We start from the raw sequence: 16856 nt of genomic DNA on the forward strand, positions 1-16856 counted from the left end.
ATTTGCTTAAAAAGTGTAAATTTACGGCTATCTAATTATTTTTTTTATGGACTTTAATTTATCGGAAGAACAGCTGATGATTCAGCAGGCGGCAAGAGATTTTGCACAAAACGAACTATTACCTGGAGTTATTGAAAGAGACCGTGACCAGAAATTCCCTGTTGAACAGGTGAAAAAAATGGGTGAAATGGGACTTTTAGGTATGATGGTTGACCCAAAATACGGAGGAGCAGGTATGGACAGTATTTCTTACGTGCTGGCAATGGAGGAGATTGCAAAAGTAGATGCATCTGCTGCGGTTGTAATGTCTGTAAACAACTCATTGGTTTGTGCCGGTCTTGAAAAGTTTGCTTCAGAAGAACAAAAAGTAAAATATCTTACTCCACTGGCAAGCGGACAAGTGATTGGAGCATTTGCTTTATCTGAGCCAGAAGCTGGTTCTGACGCAACTTCTCAGAAAACAACTGCTGAAGACAAAGGAGATTATTACCTTTTAAATGGTATCAAAAACTGGATCACTAACGGTGGAACAGCTACTTACTATATCGTAATTGCACAGACAGATCCTGAGAAAAAGCATAAAGGTATCAACGCTTTCATCGTAGAAAGAGGTTGGGAAGGTTTTGAAGTAGGAGTAAAAGAAGATAAATTGGGAATCAGAGGAAGTGATACACACTCTTTGATCTTCAACAATGTAAAAGTTCCAAAGGAAAACAGAATTGGTGCTGACGGATTTGGTTTCAATTTTGCAATGGCTGTATTGAACGGAGGAAGAATCGGTATTGCTTCTCAGGCTTTAGGTATTGCTTCTGGTGCTTATGAATTGGCTTTAAAATATGCTAAGACAAGAAAAGCATTCAAAACAGAGATCATCAACCACCAGGCTATCGCATTCAAATTAGCTGATATGGCTACTCAGATTACAGCAGCAAGAATGTTATGTTTCAAAGCAGCTTGTGAGAAAGATGCAGGAAAAGACATCTCTGAAAGCGGAGCTATGGCAAAATTATACTCTTCTCAAGTTGCAATGGATACTACTATTGAAGCTGTACAGATTCACGGTGGATATGGATACGTTAAAGAATATCACGTAGAAAGATTAATGAGAGATGCAAAAATCACTCAGATCTACGAAGGAACTTCTGAAATCCAGAAAATTGTGATCTCAAGAAGTATCGCAAAATAAAAATTAACAAAACACACTACCTATGAAAAAATCTTTGTGGATTACCCTCGGCGTCGTACTGCTATTGTTAGGAGTATTTGTATGGTATAAGTACTTCTTCGTTTTTGGAGAAGGTGTAAAATCTGGATACCTGAATTATGCTATGAAAAAAGGCTATGTCTTCAAAACTTATGAAGGTAAACTGATTCAGGAAGGATTTGGAAAAGGTAAAACAGGAACAATTACAAGCTATGAGTTTGAATTTTCTGTAGATGATCCTGAAGTTTTCAAGCAATTGGAAACAAACAGCGGTAAAACCTTTGATCTCCATTACAAAGAATACAATGGTGCGCTTCCGTGGAGAGGAAACACAAAATTTGTCGTAGACAAAGTAGTGAACATGAAATAATTTGAAAGACTTCCAATTGTATTGGGAGTCTTTTTCTTTTAGTAGCTTTTTCCCGCTATCCACTTATACTCCTCGCGCCAAGCTTTGCCCAATCCTTGCTGTGGGGTAACCGTTACTATCGGGGCTAATTTTATGAGTGATAAAAGATCTTGTCGTTAAATAACTATAGCCATAATCATTATCCATTCGGATATCAACATCAATAGAGGTGGGCTTTAGCCAAAACCTAAAAATTAAAACACAAATCCCACAAATAATTTCACAAATATCACAACTGTGTGATGGTGAGTATATCGAAGCAATCTCACCCTATAATCAAAGAAAGAGAATCTATGGTTTAAAATAAATACTTTCCATATTCAAAATCAAAAAATCCACCCCTAAGGATGGACTTTAAAATCTATTGAAAATACTTATTTAGGAATGTTGTTGCTTTTCTTTTTATAAAAATAATATCCGGCACCACCAATCAGGTATATAGGCCATAACGGAAGAAGGAAAAGGAAAATGGAAGTAATGACATCCCATCCTGATTCAATGGCGGCTAATGATTTTCCGCCAAAGGTTTTAGGCTCTTTTTCAATTTCGGTTTTATCTGTGATATTGACGTCGATGCTACAGATAGTATTGTCAACATAGTTACGTCCTGTAACCTGGATGTCTTTGGTTTCAATATCTCCGATATTACTGTTTAAGGCTTCTATTAATCCATCAAAATGCTGAATTGGTACTTTGATGTTCAAACTGTAAACCTTTTGGTTTTCATCACGCTGATTGGCTGATTCAATATAAGATTGGTTTTCACTTTTAACATATCCGTTATTTTTGATAGCTTCTTCTCTGATTATTTCTTTTACAGTTTCTGCATTATCCGCTTTTATCACAAGATAACCGGTTTTCACCATTTTATCTTTAGGTACATTTAGTTCATAGTTGTCATTTTTAGGTTTTTCTTTATAAATAACCTTTGTTTCTTTAATAACTTTGGGTGCGGGAACATTGACAACGATTTTTTCAGACTTCTGAGCTGTAGAATCTTTTTTCTCGACTTTCGATTCCAGTTTTGTAGAAGCAATTTTTTCAGATAAAGAATCTACCATTTTCGAAGTATTTTCTATTTTATCCTGAATGTCATTTTTAACACCTTCAATATCTTTTATTCTGATACTTGCAGAATCAAGTGCCTGGCTTGCTGTTTTGCTGGCATTATCAATAGCATCTGATGCAACAGCAGCTGTACTGTCTATACTATTAGCGGCTTCCTCTAGTTTGGAAACTCCACCTTTTTGGCTACACGCAATAAAAGCGCCAGATATCGTAACTAGTAATATGAACTTTTTCATAATATTATTTTTTGATGAAGTAAAATTAGTCATGAAGCTTCTGAAGCACTTGTAAATGAAATGTATTCTAATCGTAAAATTGTAACTGTAGCATTATCAGTGTTTTGTATTTGTTTTACAAAAGATTTACAAACTTTTTTTATACTGAATATTAGATTTTGAACATTCCAGCAGTGGGAAGTATTATAATTGAAGACGTGATAATTCTCCTCCTCCGGAGGGGTGGCAAAAATTCATAGAATTTTTGACGGGGTGGTAATAACAAAAATCCGCAGAAAAAATTCTACGGATCTATATTTTTTAGCAATTTTGCTTTTTGTTCTGATTAGCTATCTCTGAATTCACTGATGAAGTGAAGTTTCACATTCGGGAACTTCTCCTGTGTCATGTGAATAGTGAATGAAGAATCTGCTAAAAATACCAATTGGTTATATTTATCTCTCGCAAGGAATCTCTGTTTTAATCTTGCAAACTCTTTAAATTCTTCAGATTTCTCATCTGCTTCTACCCAACAAGCCTTGTGCATTGAAAGAGGTTCATAAGTACATTTTGCACCATATTCATGCTCTAAACGATACTGGATAACCTCATATTGAAGGGCTCCTACAGTTCCGATGATCTTTCTTCCGTTCATTTCCAAAGTAAATAGCTGGGCAACTCCTTCATCCATCAGCTGATCGATACCTTTTGCCAATTGTTTAGCTTTAAGCGGATCGCTGTTGTTGATATAACGGAAATGCTCAGGAGAGAAGCTTGGAATTCCTTTGAAGCTTAGCTTTTCACCACCAGTCAAAGTATCACCAATTCTGAAACTTCCTGTATCGTGAAGCCCCACAATATCTCCAGGGAAACTTTCCTCTACTACCTCTTTTTTATCAGCAAAGAAAGCATTTGGAGAAGAGAACTTCATCTTTTTACCCTCTCTTACCAATAGATAGTTTTCGTTTCTTTTGAATGTTCCGGAAACAATTTTTACGAAAGCCAATCTATCTCTATGCTTAGGATCCATGTTTGCGTGGATCTTAAATACAAATCCTGTGAAAGTACTTTCTTCGGGTTTTACTAAACGGGTATCACTTTCTTTAGGTTGTGGCATTGGAGCAATATCGATGAAAGCATCCAATAATTCACGAACACCAAAGTTGTTCAATGCAGAACCGAAGAAAACCGGCTGAAGATCACCTTTCATATAATCTTCACGATTGAATTCAGGGTACACAGATTGAATTAAGTCAAGCTCTTCTCTTAAAGTAGTCGCCGCTTTTTCACCAATAACATCATCTATTGAAGTGTCATTAATATCATGAAACTTAATAGAATCTCCAACTTTTTGTTTTTTCTCTTCTAAGAATAGCTGGATATTGTTTTCCCAGATATTATAAATTCCCTGGAAGTCACTTCCCATACCAATTGGTAAAGAAAGTGGACAAACTGTTAATCCTAATTTCTGTTCCACTTCATCCAAAAGATCGAAAGCATCTTTACCCTCACGGTCAAGTTTGTTGATGAATACCAACATCGGAATGTTTCTCATTCTACAAACCTTAACCAATTTTTCAGTCTGCTCCTCAACCCCTTTTGCAACGTCAATTACAACAATTACTGAATCTACAGCCGTTAAAGTTCTGTAAGTATCTTCAGCAAAGTCCTTGTGACCTGGTGTATCGAGGATATTTATTTTATGGTCTCTATATTCAAAAGCCAATACGGAAGTAGCAACGGAGATCCCTCTCTGTCTTTCAATTTCCATAAAGTCGGAGGTAGCTCCTTTTTTTATTTTGTTGGATTTTACCGCACCCGCTTCCTGGATAGCACCCCCGAAAAGAAGTAGCTTTTCCGTAAGAGTGGTTTTACCGGCATCCGGGTGGGAAATGATCCCGAAGGTCTTTCTTTTTTGTATTTCTTTGATTAAGTCTGACATATCGTATTTTGAATTTGCAAAAATCGTGATTTTTTATGAGGTTTTCAAATTTAAATGAAGGGAATCTTAATTGTAAGGGTAGAGGCTGATAATAACAGGTTTTTGATCGAAAAAGGATAGAATGGAGATGTCAAATTATAAATACTGCATTTTTTACTTATAATACCATTGTAGCAATAATACCAAAGCATATATTGCCCCAAAGACAATGATTATAAAACCACTTATGATAAGCACAGCTCCAGTAGTGTTTGGCTTTATATTTTTATTTTCGGGAGTCAGGTAATATCTTTCCAGAGTTAAAGGATAAATTTTTAGATCCGGTCGGAAAGTCTGTATTCCCAGGAGAAAATGTCTGTGAAGATAGTATCTGTTTTTAATCATGAAATAATCAAAATACAAATCAATAACGTCTTCTTCTATGGTTCCTGTTTCATTTTTTGTATGCGTGACAATCGTTGTTTTTGTCAGTTGTGCATTATCCCTATGATGTATATCTGAATAAGAATTTTGCCGGGAAGGCTGAAGGTTGGAATAGAAAACTTCTTTAACGATTTCCCCTTTGTAATTATAAATGACAATCCCTTTTTCATTCACAATAACCTTGTGAAAGAACTTTTTTCTTGGAAGAATCAGTGTGTACACCAGAAAAAGGCAACATAAACTAAGAGCAACAGAAATCAATATATTAAAAAATAAATCTGAGGTTTTATTAAGAAAATAGTTTTTTATACCATAATCAAAAAGATCATACATTATATAAAATACCAGATAAGCAACCATCAGTACGATCAGCCAGATAAGCCCAATCAGAAGGTAAGTGAGAGGTTTGTTTATCTTAGATTCTAAACTCTGAAATTTTTCTGTCATTTAGTTTCCTGTTTTATATAAAAATAATAAACGGGTAATTCCTAGAATAATTCCTACGACAATAATTACTGCCAGTAGTAAAAGCCAGCCTCCTTTTGATACTCCTTTGTTATTTACTTTCCAGGTATTGGGATCAATCGAAAAACTTTTCAATGCCATTGGATCTATTGTTAAGTCGGGGCGGAATATTGTAATTCCTTTTAGGAAATGAGCATATAGATCAGATTTATTCTTTACAGCATAAAGAGGCAGATTCATGTCAATTCGCCTTCTGGTAATATCTTTTTGGTCAGGTTGTAAAGTTATTTCAAGCAGTGGAACAATACCGGAACCTACCGGCGTTACCGTATAAATATCAAAATTTTGATTTGAAGTATGAAGTTCTTTATATAAGATATGATCAACGATTTCATTTTTTGAATTATAAAAAAGAAGTCCTGTAGAATCTATAATGATCTTATCTGCTGTTTTCTTTCTTCGGATAATATAATATCGAACGATAGGAATTAAAATAAGTAAAGAAAAAGCCCAACACGCCAAAGCTACTGGAAGCATATATTTAAATCCTTTATTATAAATTCCATAAACGGGACCTAAGATAAAAAGTGTAAAAAAAGAACCCAGGATCAGAAAGAAGACAAGTCTCAGTAATCCTGTCGTCCACCAGTTGATGACAGATTCTTTTCGCGGAAACTTTAATTCTTCGTTCTTCATTGCTTTGGTGATTCATGGATAAGGCTACTAAAATAAGAATTTCATTTTTCATTTTAGTTGTCTGTAGCATTCAAAAAAATTATCTTTGTTTCTATAAACTTTTACAGAGAATAAGAATGGAAAATAGCAGGTATCCGAAGTTTACTTTCACATGGTTGGGCGCAGTTGCTCTGGTAGCTGGGTTGTTTGCCGGAACAATGGGTGTTTCTTTATTCAGTACCTTTTGGAAAGTAGTTTTCAAGGAAAACCTGGAACTTAAAGATTGGTTTCTGATGGTGGCAAATTCAGCCGGCTTTCTTACAGCGATCGCCTTTTTTGATTTCTTCATTGTAAGACCCACAACAAAGATGAAGCTGAATTTCAACTTTTCATCAGTTAATTTCTATACTTATCTTCTGATTTTCCCTATGATGGCAGGGATGATGCTGATCTCAGAATTTATTACCTCACTGATTCCTACAACAGGAGTTTTTTTTGGAGATTTCTATGAATATTTTACCCAATTGATGAGTCAATTGACCGATGATCCGGTGATTATGCTGATCATGACGGTGATCATGGCTTCTATTTTTGAAGAAATTATCTTCAGAGGGATTATTCAGAAAGGTTTGATTAATAAAGGCGTAAAGCCGTGGAAAGCTATTTTGTATGCTTCCATTATTTTTGGAATTGTTCATGGGAATCCATGGCAGTTCATCAGTGCAGTGATGTTGGGATGTGTTTTAGGGTTGGTATATCATAAAACAAAATCCTTGCTGATGCCGATGCTTTTGCATGGATTTAATAACCTGACCCTTTCATTATTGGTGCTTTACGGGAAAAATGAAAGTTTTGCAAAATTTTTTAATGTTTCAGAATGGCTGATACTAGCCGTAGGACTTGTACTTTTCTCTTTATTCTACTATCTGTTTATGAAGAAATATAAAGTACATTATTCTGAACTTTAATTGAATTACAGCTAAAAAAGTAAAATTGGAAAATGAATATAGACATGGAATTATTGGTAGCAACACACAACGAGCATAAAAAAGAAGAGATCCAACAGATTTTAGGAAGTGATTGTACTGTAAAAAGTCTTACAGATTACAATATTCATGAAGAAATCATTGAAGACGGAGACTCTTTTCATGCTAATGCTTTAATCAAGGCAAAATACTGCTTCGAAAAGACAGGAGTTCCAAGTTTAGGAGATGACAGCGGTCTGGTAGTGGAATCTTTGGACGGAAGACCAGGGATTTTCTCTGCGCGTTATGCAGGAGACCATGATTTTGCTAAGAATATCGAAAAGGTATTGGAAGAAATGACAGGAATAGAAAACAGAAAAGCTTACTTCGTTACGGTTTTATGTTATTACGACGAAAACGGAGCTCAGTATTTCGAAGGAAGAGTTCACGGAAATCTATTGACTGAAAATAAAGGGTTCAAAGGATTCGGTTATGATCCTATCTTCGTTCCTGAAGGATATGAAAGAACCTTTGCAGAAATGGATCCGGAAGATAAAAATAAAATCAGCCACCGTAAGCAGGCATTAGATCTGTTCATGGACTTTTTAAAAGTTGCTGAATAATATAAGCAGATAACTATAAAACCATTTCTCTGCTTGGGGAAGTGGTTTTGTATGCTTTTCCTTTTAAATTTAAAGGTAAAATATACGTTTTCAATTTTCTGTCGTACATTTGTTATACTAAACTATTGATTTGAGTACTTATTTAACAATACTAGGTTTTAACTCGGCGATTCCTACCATCAATTCTTCACCAACAGCTCAGCTGCTGGAAATGGAAGAAAGACACTTCCTGATCGATTGTGGGGAAGGTACACAGGTACAGCTGAGAAAAGCAAAAGCCAGATTTTCAAAAATCAACCATATTTTTATCTCTCACCTTCATGGTGATCACTGTTTTGGGCTTCCGGGACTTATTGCTTCATTCCGTCTTTTAGGAAGGGAAAATCCACTGCATGTTTACGGTCCAAAAGGAATCAAAAAGATGATGGAAACTATTTTCCAGATTACGGAAACGCATCGTGGTTTTGAGGTGATTTATCATGAATTGGATAAAGACTATTCTGAAAAGATTTATGAAGACAATAGAGTAGAAGTTTATACTATTCCTTTGGATCACAGGATTTACTGTAATGGTTACCTTTTTAAGGAAAAACCAAAAGACAGACATCTTAATATGAAGGAAATCGCCAAATACAGTGAAATTGAGAGCTGCGATTATCATAATATAAAGGCAGGGAAAGATTTTGTATTAAGCGATGGCTACGTTTTGAAAAATGAAATTCTGACCGTAGATCCCGCACCGTCTGTATCGTATGCTTTCTGTAGTGATACAAGATATCTTGAATCTGTCATTCCGATCATTAAAAATGCGACGGTTCTCTATCATGAGTCTACATTTTTGCATGATTTAAAAGAAATGGCAGATTACACAGGACATACGACTGCATTGGAGGCTGCAACGATTGCACAAAAAGCTCAGGTTGGTAAGTTGATTCTGGGGCATTTCTCTAACAGATATGGGGATCTGACAGTATTTACAGATGAAGCCAGAAATATCTTTCCAAATTCATTCTTACCAAAAGCGTTGGAAAGTGTAAAAATTTAAATGAATATGCTGAAATTTGAAGAATTAAGGAGTTTTCTTGATGAAAAGGCAGATCAGTATAATGCTCCCAATTTTATTGAAAATGATCCGATACAGATTCCGCATCGTTTTTCCGTAAAACAGGATATCGAAATTGCAGGTTTTCTTGCGGCAACCATTTCCTGGGGAAACAGAAAATCGATCATTAATTCTGCCAATAAAATGCTTGAGATCATGGGAAACTCACCCTATGATTTCGTACTGAATTACTCTGAAAAAGACTTAAAAGATATTCAGGATAAAAGCATTCACAGAACCTTTAACGGAGAAGATTTTTCTTATTTTATTAAACAGTTTAACCGGATTTATAAAGAAAATGAAAGTCTGGAGAATCTGTTTAAAGTGAAAGATTCCGAAACCAATTTTCTACATGCCATAGAAAGATTCCGAAGCGGGTTTCTGGAAACTGAAAAACACAGAAGTCATAAACATATCAGCTCACCTTATAAAAATTCATCTGCAAAAAGAATCATCATGTTTCTGAGATGGATGGTACGAAAAGATAAACATGGCGTAGATTTTGGAATTTGGGAAAATATTGATCAAAAACATTTGTCTATACCATTGGATGTACATACCGGAAATATTTCAAGAAAACTGGGGCTCGTGTTAAGAACCCAGAACGATTGGAAAACGGTAGAAGAATTGGATATTGCCATTAGAAAATTTGATGAAAAAGATCCGGCAAAATATGATTTTGCCCTGTTTGGATTAGGAGTAACCAAAGAACTTATGTAAAAAACTTAAAGGATGAAAAATTATAACGAAAAAACAGAGGTTCTTGAGAAAATAGCAGATAGCATTACGTCCTGGATTGGATCCATCCAATCTCTGATTGTACATACTTTGCTGTTTGTTACTTCGTTTTTGCTTCCGATGCTGAATATTGTAGATTTTGATAAAATGCTTCTTATTCTTACAACGGTACTTTCCCTGGAAGCTATTTATCTTGCTATTTTTATCCAGATGTCTGTAAATAAAAGCCACGAGAAAATTGAAGATATCCAGGAAGACATTGAGGAGATCAGTGAGGATATTGAAGATATTCAGGAAGATATTGAGGAGATCAGCGAGGATATTGAGGAAATCAGTGAAGATATTGAAGAGATCAATGAGGATATTGAGGATATTCAGGAAGATATTGAAGAGATCAATGAGGAAGAAGATGATGAAGATCATAATGAAAGAGCCAAAAATGTAATACTGAAAAGCAATGTAAGTTCAAATAAAAACGAAATAAAAGCTTTAAAGGATATTATTTCTCAGCTTAAGGATGAAATAAAAGAGTTGAAGAAAGACGAATAATCTATAAAAATTTAATTTATATTTTAAAATAATAAAGAAACAGGTCAGTGATATTGATCTGTTTTTTTTGCTTAATATTTCTCTTTTTTAAATTTGCGGAAAATGTAAAAATAAAAAATATTTGTTGTGAATCTATTTGGTGAAATAAGTAATAATTGATTGTGATGCGGTTTTTGTATAGATATTTTTGTTACATTTGAGGAAATGAAATTAAAATGTTGAACTATAGATTAAAAAACTACTCTTTTCTTTTAACGTTTTTATTAGCTTCTGTTTCTGTATTTTCACAGCAAAGACCCGATCGTAATAATCGCAATGCGGTAGATGCGAGACCTTCGAGAGCAAGTCTCAGGGCAGGTGCATTTATAGATGTGAATGTACCGTCTTATACAGAATCCGGTTATACACCTGAACAACTTGTAAAAGATATTTTGATCAATGGGGGAACTGCCTGTACAACCGCTAATGTTTCTAATGTTACGGTAAGTCCTAACCATGCAGTATATGATGAAGACAGATTTTGGGGATATTTTCATAAAGGAACTACAAATTTTCCCTTTAAAGATGGAATTGTACTGAGTACCGGTTTTGCGAAAGAAGCGGGAAACGAGTTTATTAATTTGCTAAGTCAGAATGTAAACACTGGAAGTGATCCTGATCTTGTAGCAGCTACCAATCCTACTGTAACACTGAAAAATGCAGTGGCACTCGAGTTTGACTTTATCCCTAATTCGACGCAGGTAAAATTTAATTATATATTCGCTTCAGAAGAGTATACATCAGACTTTCCTTGCTCGGATTATTCGGATGCTTTTGCCTTATTGTTGAAGAAAGTGGGCGATCCTGCTTATGTAAACCTTGCTGTATTGCCCGGAACTGCGGGTCCTGTAAGTGCAACCAATATTGTGCCTGCGGGTAATGGATTCAGCTGTGGACCCATCAATGAAGCGTACTTTGGCGGAATGAATAAACCTCACGTAGGCATTAATTTTTATGGAAGAACCATTCCATTGACAGCAACTGCTGATGTTATTCCGGGGCAGACTTATCATTTTAAAATGGTTTTGGCTGATGCTCAGGATACCGGTCATGACTCTGCTGTTTTTCTGGAAGGAGGATCATTTGATATAGGAATTAAAATCGTAGACGAAGCTGGAGTAGGATTGCCGGGAAGTATCAATGTTTGTGACAATGCTCCTAAAGTATTAAAAGCTCAAGTAGCTACAATTCCTGGAATGACCTTTCAGTGGTATAAAGATGGAGTTCTAATTCCTGGCGCAACCAGTGCTACTTATATTGCAACTGCTCCAGGTGTATATACTGTAAAAGTAATGATTCCAGGGAATCAATGTCCGGGAGAAGCTACAATTAAAATTATTGGAGGAACGAGCCCTACAGTTCAACCAGCGACATTAAAGCTTTGTACAACCCCTACGGTTACTACATTTAATTTAGAAGATGCAAAACCTTTGATCAGTACAACTCCGGGAGCTGTATTCCGTTTTTATGCAAATCTGGCGGATGCGCAGGCTCAAAATAATAGCTATATCACCGCTCTTACGAATTATAATGGAACGGACGGTCAAGTATTACATGTTCTGGTTTCTAATGGAGCATTTTGCAGTAGAATAACCACTTTGACCTTAAGAAAAGAAGCTACTCCGGTAGTAACACTTACGGCTCCAAGGTTAAAAATCTGTGAAGGAGAATCATTGCTGCTAACGGCATCCGGCGGGGTTACTTATGAATGGAGCGATTCTTCCACGACTGCTGGGATAAGAACAGTGAGCCCTACTCAAACGACTACTTATACTGTGTATGCAATCGGAGCACAAGGTTGTAAATCGTTAGTTCCGGCAACAATTAAAGTTGAAGTAGTTCCGGCTATTGTTTCTACATTGAAAGGTGGTCATATCTGTCAGGGAGATAAAATTCTTCTTAATGCAGGTTCGGGTCCCGCATATACTTATCAGTGGAGTACGGGAGAAATTACTCAGTCGATTACTGTAGATACTCCGGGAGAATATAGTGTGACAATTAACAATGGAGTATGTTCGAAAGAATTTAAAACACAGGTAATTAAAGCCGTTGTTCCAGAAGTAATCAATGTAGACTATAATGATAAAGGAACAATGATCCTTACAGCAAGCAACCCTAGTAATGGAGTCTTGGAATATTCCATAGATAACGGGGTGACCTGGCAGGCTTCCAATGTATTTACAGATGTTCCTAAGAATAAAGTTATATCTATCCGTGTAAGAGTGAAATATACAAGCTGTGAAGGCTTCCTTGAGTTCTTTACTTTTGTGATGAAAAATGTAATTACTCCAAACGGTGATAATATTAATGATATTATTGATTTCAGAGGAATAAGTGATTATAAAGAATTTAGTGGTAAGGTTTTTGACCGTTATGGAAGGGAAGTGTTTAAAGCGGAGAGAATCAGACCATATTGGGATGGTTATTTCCAGGGGAAAAGATTGCCTACCGCCTCATACTGGTATCAGGTTACCTATGAAGATCCTGCAAGTAAGCTGCTTACAGTGAAGACAGGATGGATACTTCTTAAAAATATAGAGTAGTTTTAAACTATGATTAAAAGACTGGCAGTTTTGTCAGTCTTTTTTTATTATTATCAAATAAATAAAATTGATATTCTACTATAAATAAATTTGCATTAGTAATAATGTAAAATGTGTTAAGTTGAATTTTAATTAAAAAAAATAGTATTTTTGTTTAAAACAATATAAAATGTTAAATAGGAGGACGGGGAATTTATTTTTAGCGTTATTTTTTGCTTTTATTGGAAACATTGTTTTTGCTCAGAACAGAGGAAGAACACAGGAAGCCAGAAGACCGAATGCTGCAGCTTTGAGAGCCGGGGCATTTATAGATGTGAACGCAGCCAGCTATCCTGAATCCGCTTATAGCATTACTCAGCTAGTAAAAGATGTTCTTATATCTGGAGGTACATGTGCCAGCTCTAATATAAGTAATGTATCTGTCTCTCCAAATTTATCAGCAAGCAGCTCAAACAGGAGCTGGGGATTTTTTAGTAAAGGAAGCACGAATTTCCCTTTTAGCAGAGGAGTTCTTCTTTCTACGGGATACGCAAATAAAGCAGGAAACGTATATCAACCAGATTTGAATGATGATATCGGAACCGGAGGTGATAATGATCTGGCAGCAGCATTAGGACTTGCTAGTACTGATTTAAAAGACGCTACTTATATTGAATTTGATTTCGTAGCTGTTTCAACAGAAATTACTTTCAGATATTTATTTGCTTCCAAAGAATACCAGAATGGTTTTCCATGTACCATCAGTGATGGTTTTGCATTATTATTGAAGAAAGCAGGTGATCCTACCTATACGAATATGGCTGTTCTTCCAGGAGGAGCCGGACCGGTAAGTATTACAAATATCCATCCTGCAATTAATGTTGATCCTTTTTGTACGGCTGTAAATGAGCAGTATTTCGGAGGATACAATCCAAATAATATTGAAACAAATTTCAGTGGAAGAACAGTTCCACTTGTTGCAAAAGCGACAGTAATTCCTGGACAAACGTATCATTTCAAAATGGTTCTTTCTGATTATCAGGACAGGAGCTTTGATTCGGCTGTGTTTTTAGAAGCGGGATCGTTTGATATTGGAGTAAAGATTTTAGGTGATGGAGGTGTTCAGCTTCCCTCTTCTGTAAATATGTGTGATAATACTCCGCAAACCTTTACGGCCTCTGTACAGGTTCCTAATGTAACCTATCAATGGTTTTTAAATAACAATCCTATAACAGGGGCGAACCAAGCAAGTTATACAGCAACTCAACCGGGAGTTTATACTGTTAAAGTATATATTCAAGGGAGTTCCTGCCCGGGAGAAGCCACAATTACTGTAGTAGGAGGAACATCACCAACGGTTCAGAATTCAACATTGACAGCCTGTTATGCTGCTGGAAATGCAATATTTAATTTACCTTCAGCACAATCTGCAATAAGTACAACGCCGGGCGCTGTTTTTTCATATTATACAACATTCGCCGATGCTAATGCCGGAAATGCAAGTACAATACCGACTCCTGCAACATATTCAAGTCCGGGAGGGCAAACCGTATACGTTAGAGTAAGAAATGGTTTCTGTTCAAAAGTTGCAGAACTGCAGCTTATTAAAGCACCACAGATGACTGCTACTATTGCACCTCCAACGGTACTGACGTGTGCCAATTCTCAAATTACATTGGATGCATCTGCTTCAGTTTTCCCTACAGGATCTACATTTGCCTGGACTACTACAGGAGGCTTTATTGTTTCAGGAGGAAATACGCTGAACCCTGTTATCAATGCTCCGGGAACATATACTTTAACAATCACAAAAGCTTATCAACCAGGTAATGTAAATTGTACAACGGTAACAAATGTAGTAGTGACAGGAAATAGTGCACCTCCCGTAACAAATCTTACATCACCTAAGTTAAAGATCTGTAAAGGAGAATCTGTAGTATTAACAGCTTCAGGAGGGGCAACCTACAACTGGGGGAATGGGCTTACAGGAAATGGGAACACCCAAACCGTATTACCTACTACTACAACTACCTATACGGTAACGGCAGTGGGTTCTAACGGATGTGCTTCTCAAAATCCAGGTACTTTGACTATTGAGGTATCTGAGCCATTTACACCACAAAATGCAACATTGCATAAATGCTATCAGCCGGGGTTGACTTTTGACCTTACCGAAGCACAAACACAGATTACAAATATTGCCGGAATTAATTTTACTTATTATGTGAATCAGGCAGATGCCAATGCAGCTAACGGAAGCTTTATTACAACACCTACAACATATGCAGCTCCCGGAAACCAAACTATTTATGTATTGGTAAGCAATGGTGGATGTAGCTATGTGGTTTCTCTGCAATTGATAAAAACTGCTGAAACGACTTTAATTATTAATGCTCCGCAAACCGTTACCTGTACAACACCTCAGGTTACATTGGATGCGTCTACTTCTGTTATTCCTCCCGGATCTACTATTGCATGGTCTACAACTGGAGGAACTATTGTTTCAGGAGGCACTACACTTACACCTGTAGTAAGTGCCGGAGGAACTTATACTCTTACGGTTACTAATGTATCACAGCCAGGGAATTTAAACTGTCCATATACTGCAACGGTAACTGTAACACAGGATACTGTAGTTCCAACATCGGGATTAACGTCATCACAACCACGTATTTGTGTGGGTGAATCAGTAACATTGACAGCTTCAGGAGGCGCTACTTATATCTGGGGCAACGGTCTTACAGGAAATGGAAGTACTCAAGTAGTGTCACCTACCAATACTACTGTTTACACGGTAACAGCTGTAGGAGCTAACGGATGTGTATCTGCTACTCCTGCAACGGTAACGGTTCAGGTGGGACCACCTATTGCTGGGCTTACAGCATCTAAAATGAAAATTTGTGAAGGAGAATCTGTAACATTGACAGCTTCAGGAGGGTTTACTTACAGTTGGGGTAATGGTCTTACTGGAAATGGTAATACTCAGGTAGTAACCCCTTCAGTAACGACTACTTACTCAGTACATGCATTAGGAGGAAATGGTTGTAGTTCTGTAAATCCTGCAACAGTAGAAATACAGGTGGTTCCTGCTATTGTTTCTACATTACAGGATGTTTATGTTTGTGCCGGAGATAATGGAACTCTTGATGCCGGACCTGGTGTTAATTATACTTACCTTTGGAATACAGGAGCAACAACCCGAACGATCACAACAAATCTTCCGGGAACTTATTCTGTAACGATTAGTAATGGAGTCTGCTCAAAAGTCTTCACAGCCCAGTTGATCAATCCGGATCTTCCCCAGATTACCAATGTTGTTTATGAAAAGAATGTTTTAACTCTTACAGCAAGTAATCCTAGTGGTGGAACTTTAGAGTATTCAGCAGATGGAGGTACAACATGGCAATCATCCAATGTATTTTATAATATTTTAAATAATACAATGTACCATTTAATGGTTCGAGTGAAAGATGCAAAATGTGGTACATCTGTAGAGTATTATACATTGATCATAAGTAATGCAATTACTCCTAATATGGATGGCGTAAATGATACGATTGATTTTACAGGAATCAGTGGTTATAAAGATTTTGCAGCTTCGATTTTCGATAGATATGGAGCCGAGGTCTTTAAAGCAACAAAAAATGAAGCTATATGGAGAGGATCATTGAGAGGAATAAATCTGCCAACCGGTACTTATTGGTATAGAGTTCAATGGGAAAATCCTGCCAGTAAAAAACTGGAAGAACGCTCAGGCTGGATCCTGTTGAAAAATAGAAACTAAACAGTTAATAAAATAATAATTAACAAAGTCCTCCAAATCTGGAGGACTTTAATTTTTTTATAGCAATCCCTCTTTAAATTTGAAAATAGTTTAGAATATGGTGTTCTTCACATTGTAATAATAAAAGTAAATG

The 16856-nt window shown here is 36.3% G+C and carries 13 protein-coding genes; 9 read left to right on the top strand and 4 right to left on the bottom strand.

Annotation, left to right across the window (positions count from 1 at the left end):
- Positions 1–46: 46 nt before the first annotated feature.
- Together BW983_RS15805 and BW983_RS15810 are read left to right on the top strand one after the other, a co-directional pair.
- Positions 47–1186, top strand: a complete 1140-nt coding sequence (locus BW983_RS15805; RefSeq protein ID WP_076552859.1) for an acyl-CoA dehydrogenase family protein — start codon at positions 47–49, stop codon at positions 1184–1186.
- A gap of 22 nt (positions 1187–1208) precedes the next feature.
- Entirely contained in the window at positions 1209–1574 is a 366-nt protein-coding gene (locus BW983_RS15810; RefSeq protein ID WP_076552860.1) for a hypothetical protein, read from the top strand.
- Positions 1575–1987: 413 nt separating this feature from the next.
- Here the strand turns inward: BW983_RS15810 and BW983_RS15815 are convergent, their stop codons facing one another.
- From BW983_RS15815 to BW983_RS15830, 4 genes are all read right to left on the bottom strand, one after another.
- Positions 1988–2917, bottom strand: coding sequence for a DUF4349 domain-containing protein (locus BW983_RS15815; protein WP_076552907.1), 930 nt, complete (start codon positions 2915–2917; stop codon positions 1988–1990).
- Between the two features lie 325 nt (positions 2918–3242).
- The gene (locus tag BW983_RS15820; protein WP_076552861.1) at positions 3243–4838 is read right to left on the bottom strand and encodes a peptide chain release factor 3; all 1596 of its coding nucleotides are present in this window, start codon (positions 4836–4838) and stop codon (positions 3243–3245) included.
- A gap of 153 nt (positions 4839–4991) precedes the next feature.
- A complete protein-coding gene (locus BW983_RS15825; protein ID WP_076552862.1) occupies positions 4992–5708 on the bottom strand; it encodes a hypothetical protein in 717 nt (238 codons plus the stop codon).
- Positions 5709–6422, bottom strand: a complete 714-nt coding sequence (locus BW983_RS15830; RefSeq protein ID WP_076552863.1) for a hypothetical protein — start codon at positions 6420–6422, stop codon at positions 5709–5711.
- Positions 6423–6538: 116 nt separating this feature from the next.
- Here BW983_RS15830 and BW983_RS15835 point away from each other — a divergent pair, with 116 nt between their 5' ends.
- From BW983_RS15835 to BW983_RS15865, 7 genes are all read left to right on the top strand, one after another.
- The gene (locus BW983_RS15835; protein WP_076552864.1) at positions 6539–7369 is read left to right on the top strand and encodes a CPBP family intramembrane glutamic endopeptidase; all 831 of its coding nucleotides are present in this window, start codon (positions 6539–6541) and stop codon (positions 7367–7369) included.
- Between the two features lie 32 nt (positions 7370–7401).
- Positions 7402–7989: an RdgB/HAM1 family non-canonical purine NTP pyrophosphatase gene (gene rdgB / locus BW983_RS15840; RefSeq protein ID WP_394333190.1), complete on the top strand. Its 588-nt coding sequence runs from the start codon at positions 7402–7404 to the stop codon at positions 7987–7989.
- A gap of 130 nt (positions 7990–8119) precedes the next feature.
- Entirely contained in the window at positions 8120–9034 is a 915-nt protein-coding gene (locus tag BW983_RS15845) for a ribonuclease Z (RefSeq protein WP_076552865.1), read from the top strand.
- A 6-nt stretch (positions 9035–9040) separates the two neighbouring features.
- Positions 9041–9811 carry a TIGR02757 family protein gene (locus BW983_RS15850; protein ID WP_076552909.1) on the top strand — a complete coding sequence of 257 codons (771 nt, stop codon included), beginning with the start codon at positions 9041–9043 and terminating at the stop codon, positions 9809–9811.
- A gap of 12 nt (positions 9812–9823) precedes the next feature.
- Complete coding sequence (locus BW983_RS15855) at positions 9824–10378, top strand: DUF1003 domain-containing protein (RefSeq protein WP_076552866.1); 555 nt, start codon at positions 9824–9826, stop codon at positions 10376–10378.
- Between the two features lie 215 nt (positions 10379–10593).
- Entirely contained in the window at positions 10594–12960 is a 2367-nt protein-coding gene (locus tag BW983_RS15860; protein WP_076552867.1) for a choice-of-anchor L domain-containing protein, read from the top strand.
- Positions 12961–13129: 169 nt separating this feature from the next.
- A complete protein-coding gene (locus BW983_RS15865; RefSeq protein ID WP_076552868.1) occupies positions 13130–16723 on the top strand; it encodes a choice-of-anchor L domain-containing protein in 3594 nt (1197 codons plus the stop codon).
- Positions 16724–16856 lie beyond the last annotated feature (133 nt).

This window comes from Chryseobacterium ureilyticum (assembly GCF_900156735.1).
In the GTDB taxonomy this organism is placed as follows: domain Bacteria; phylum Bacteroidota; class Bacteroidia; order Flavobacteriales; family Weeksellaceae; genus Chryseobacterium; species Chryseobacterium ureilyticum.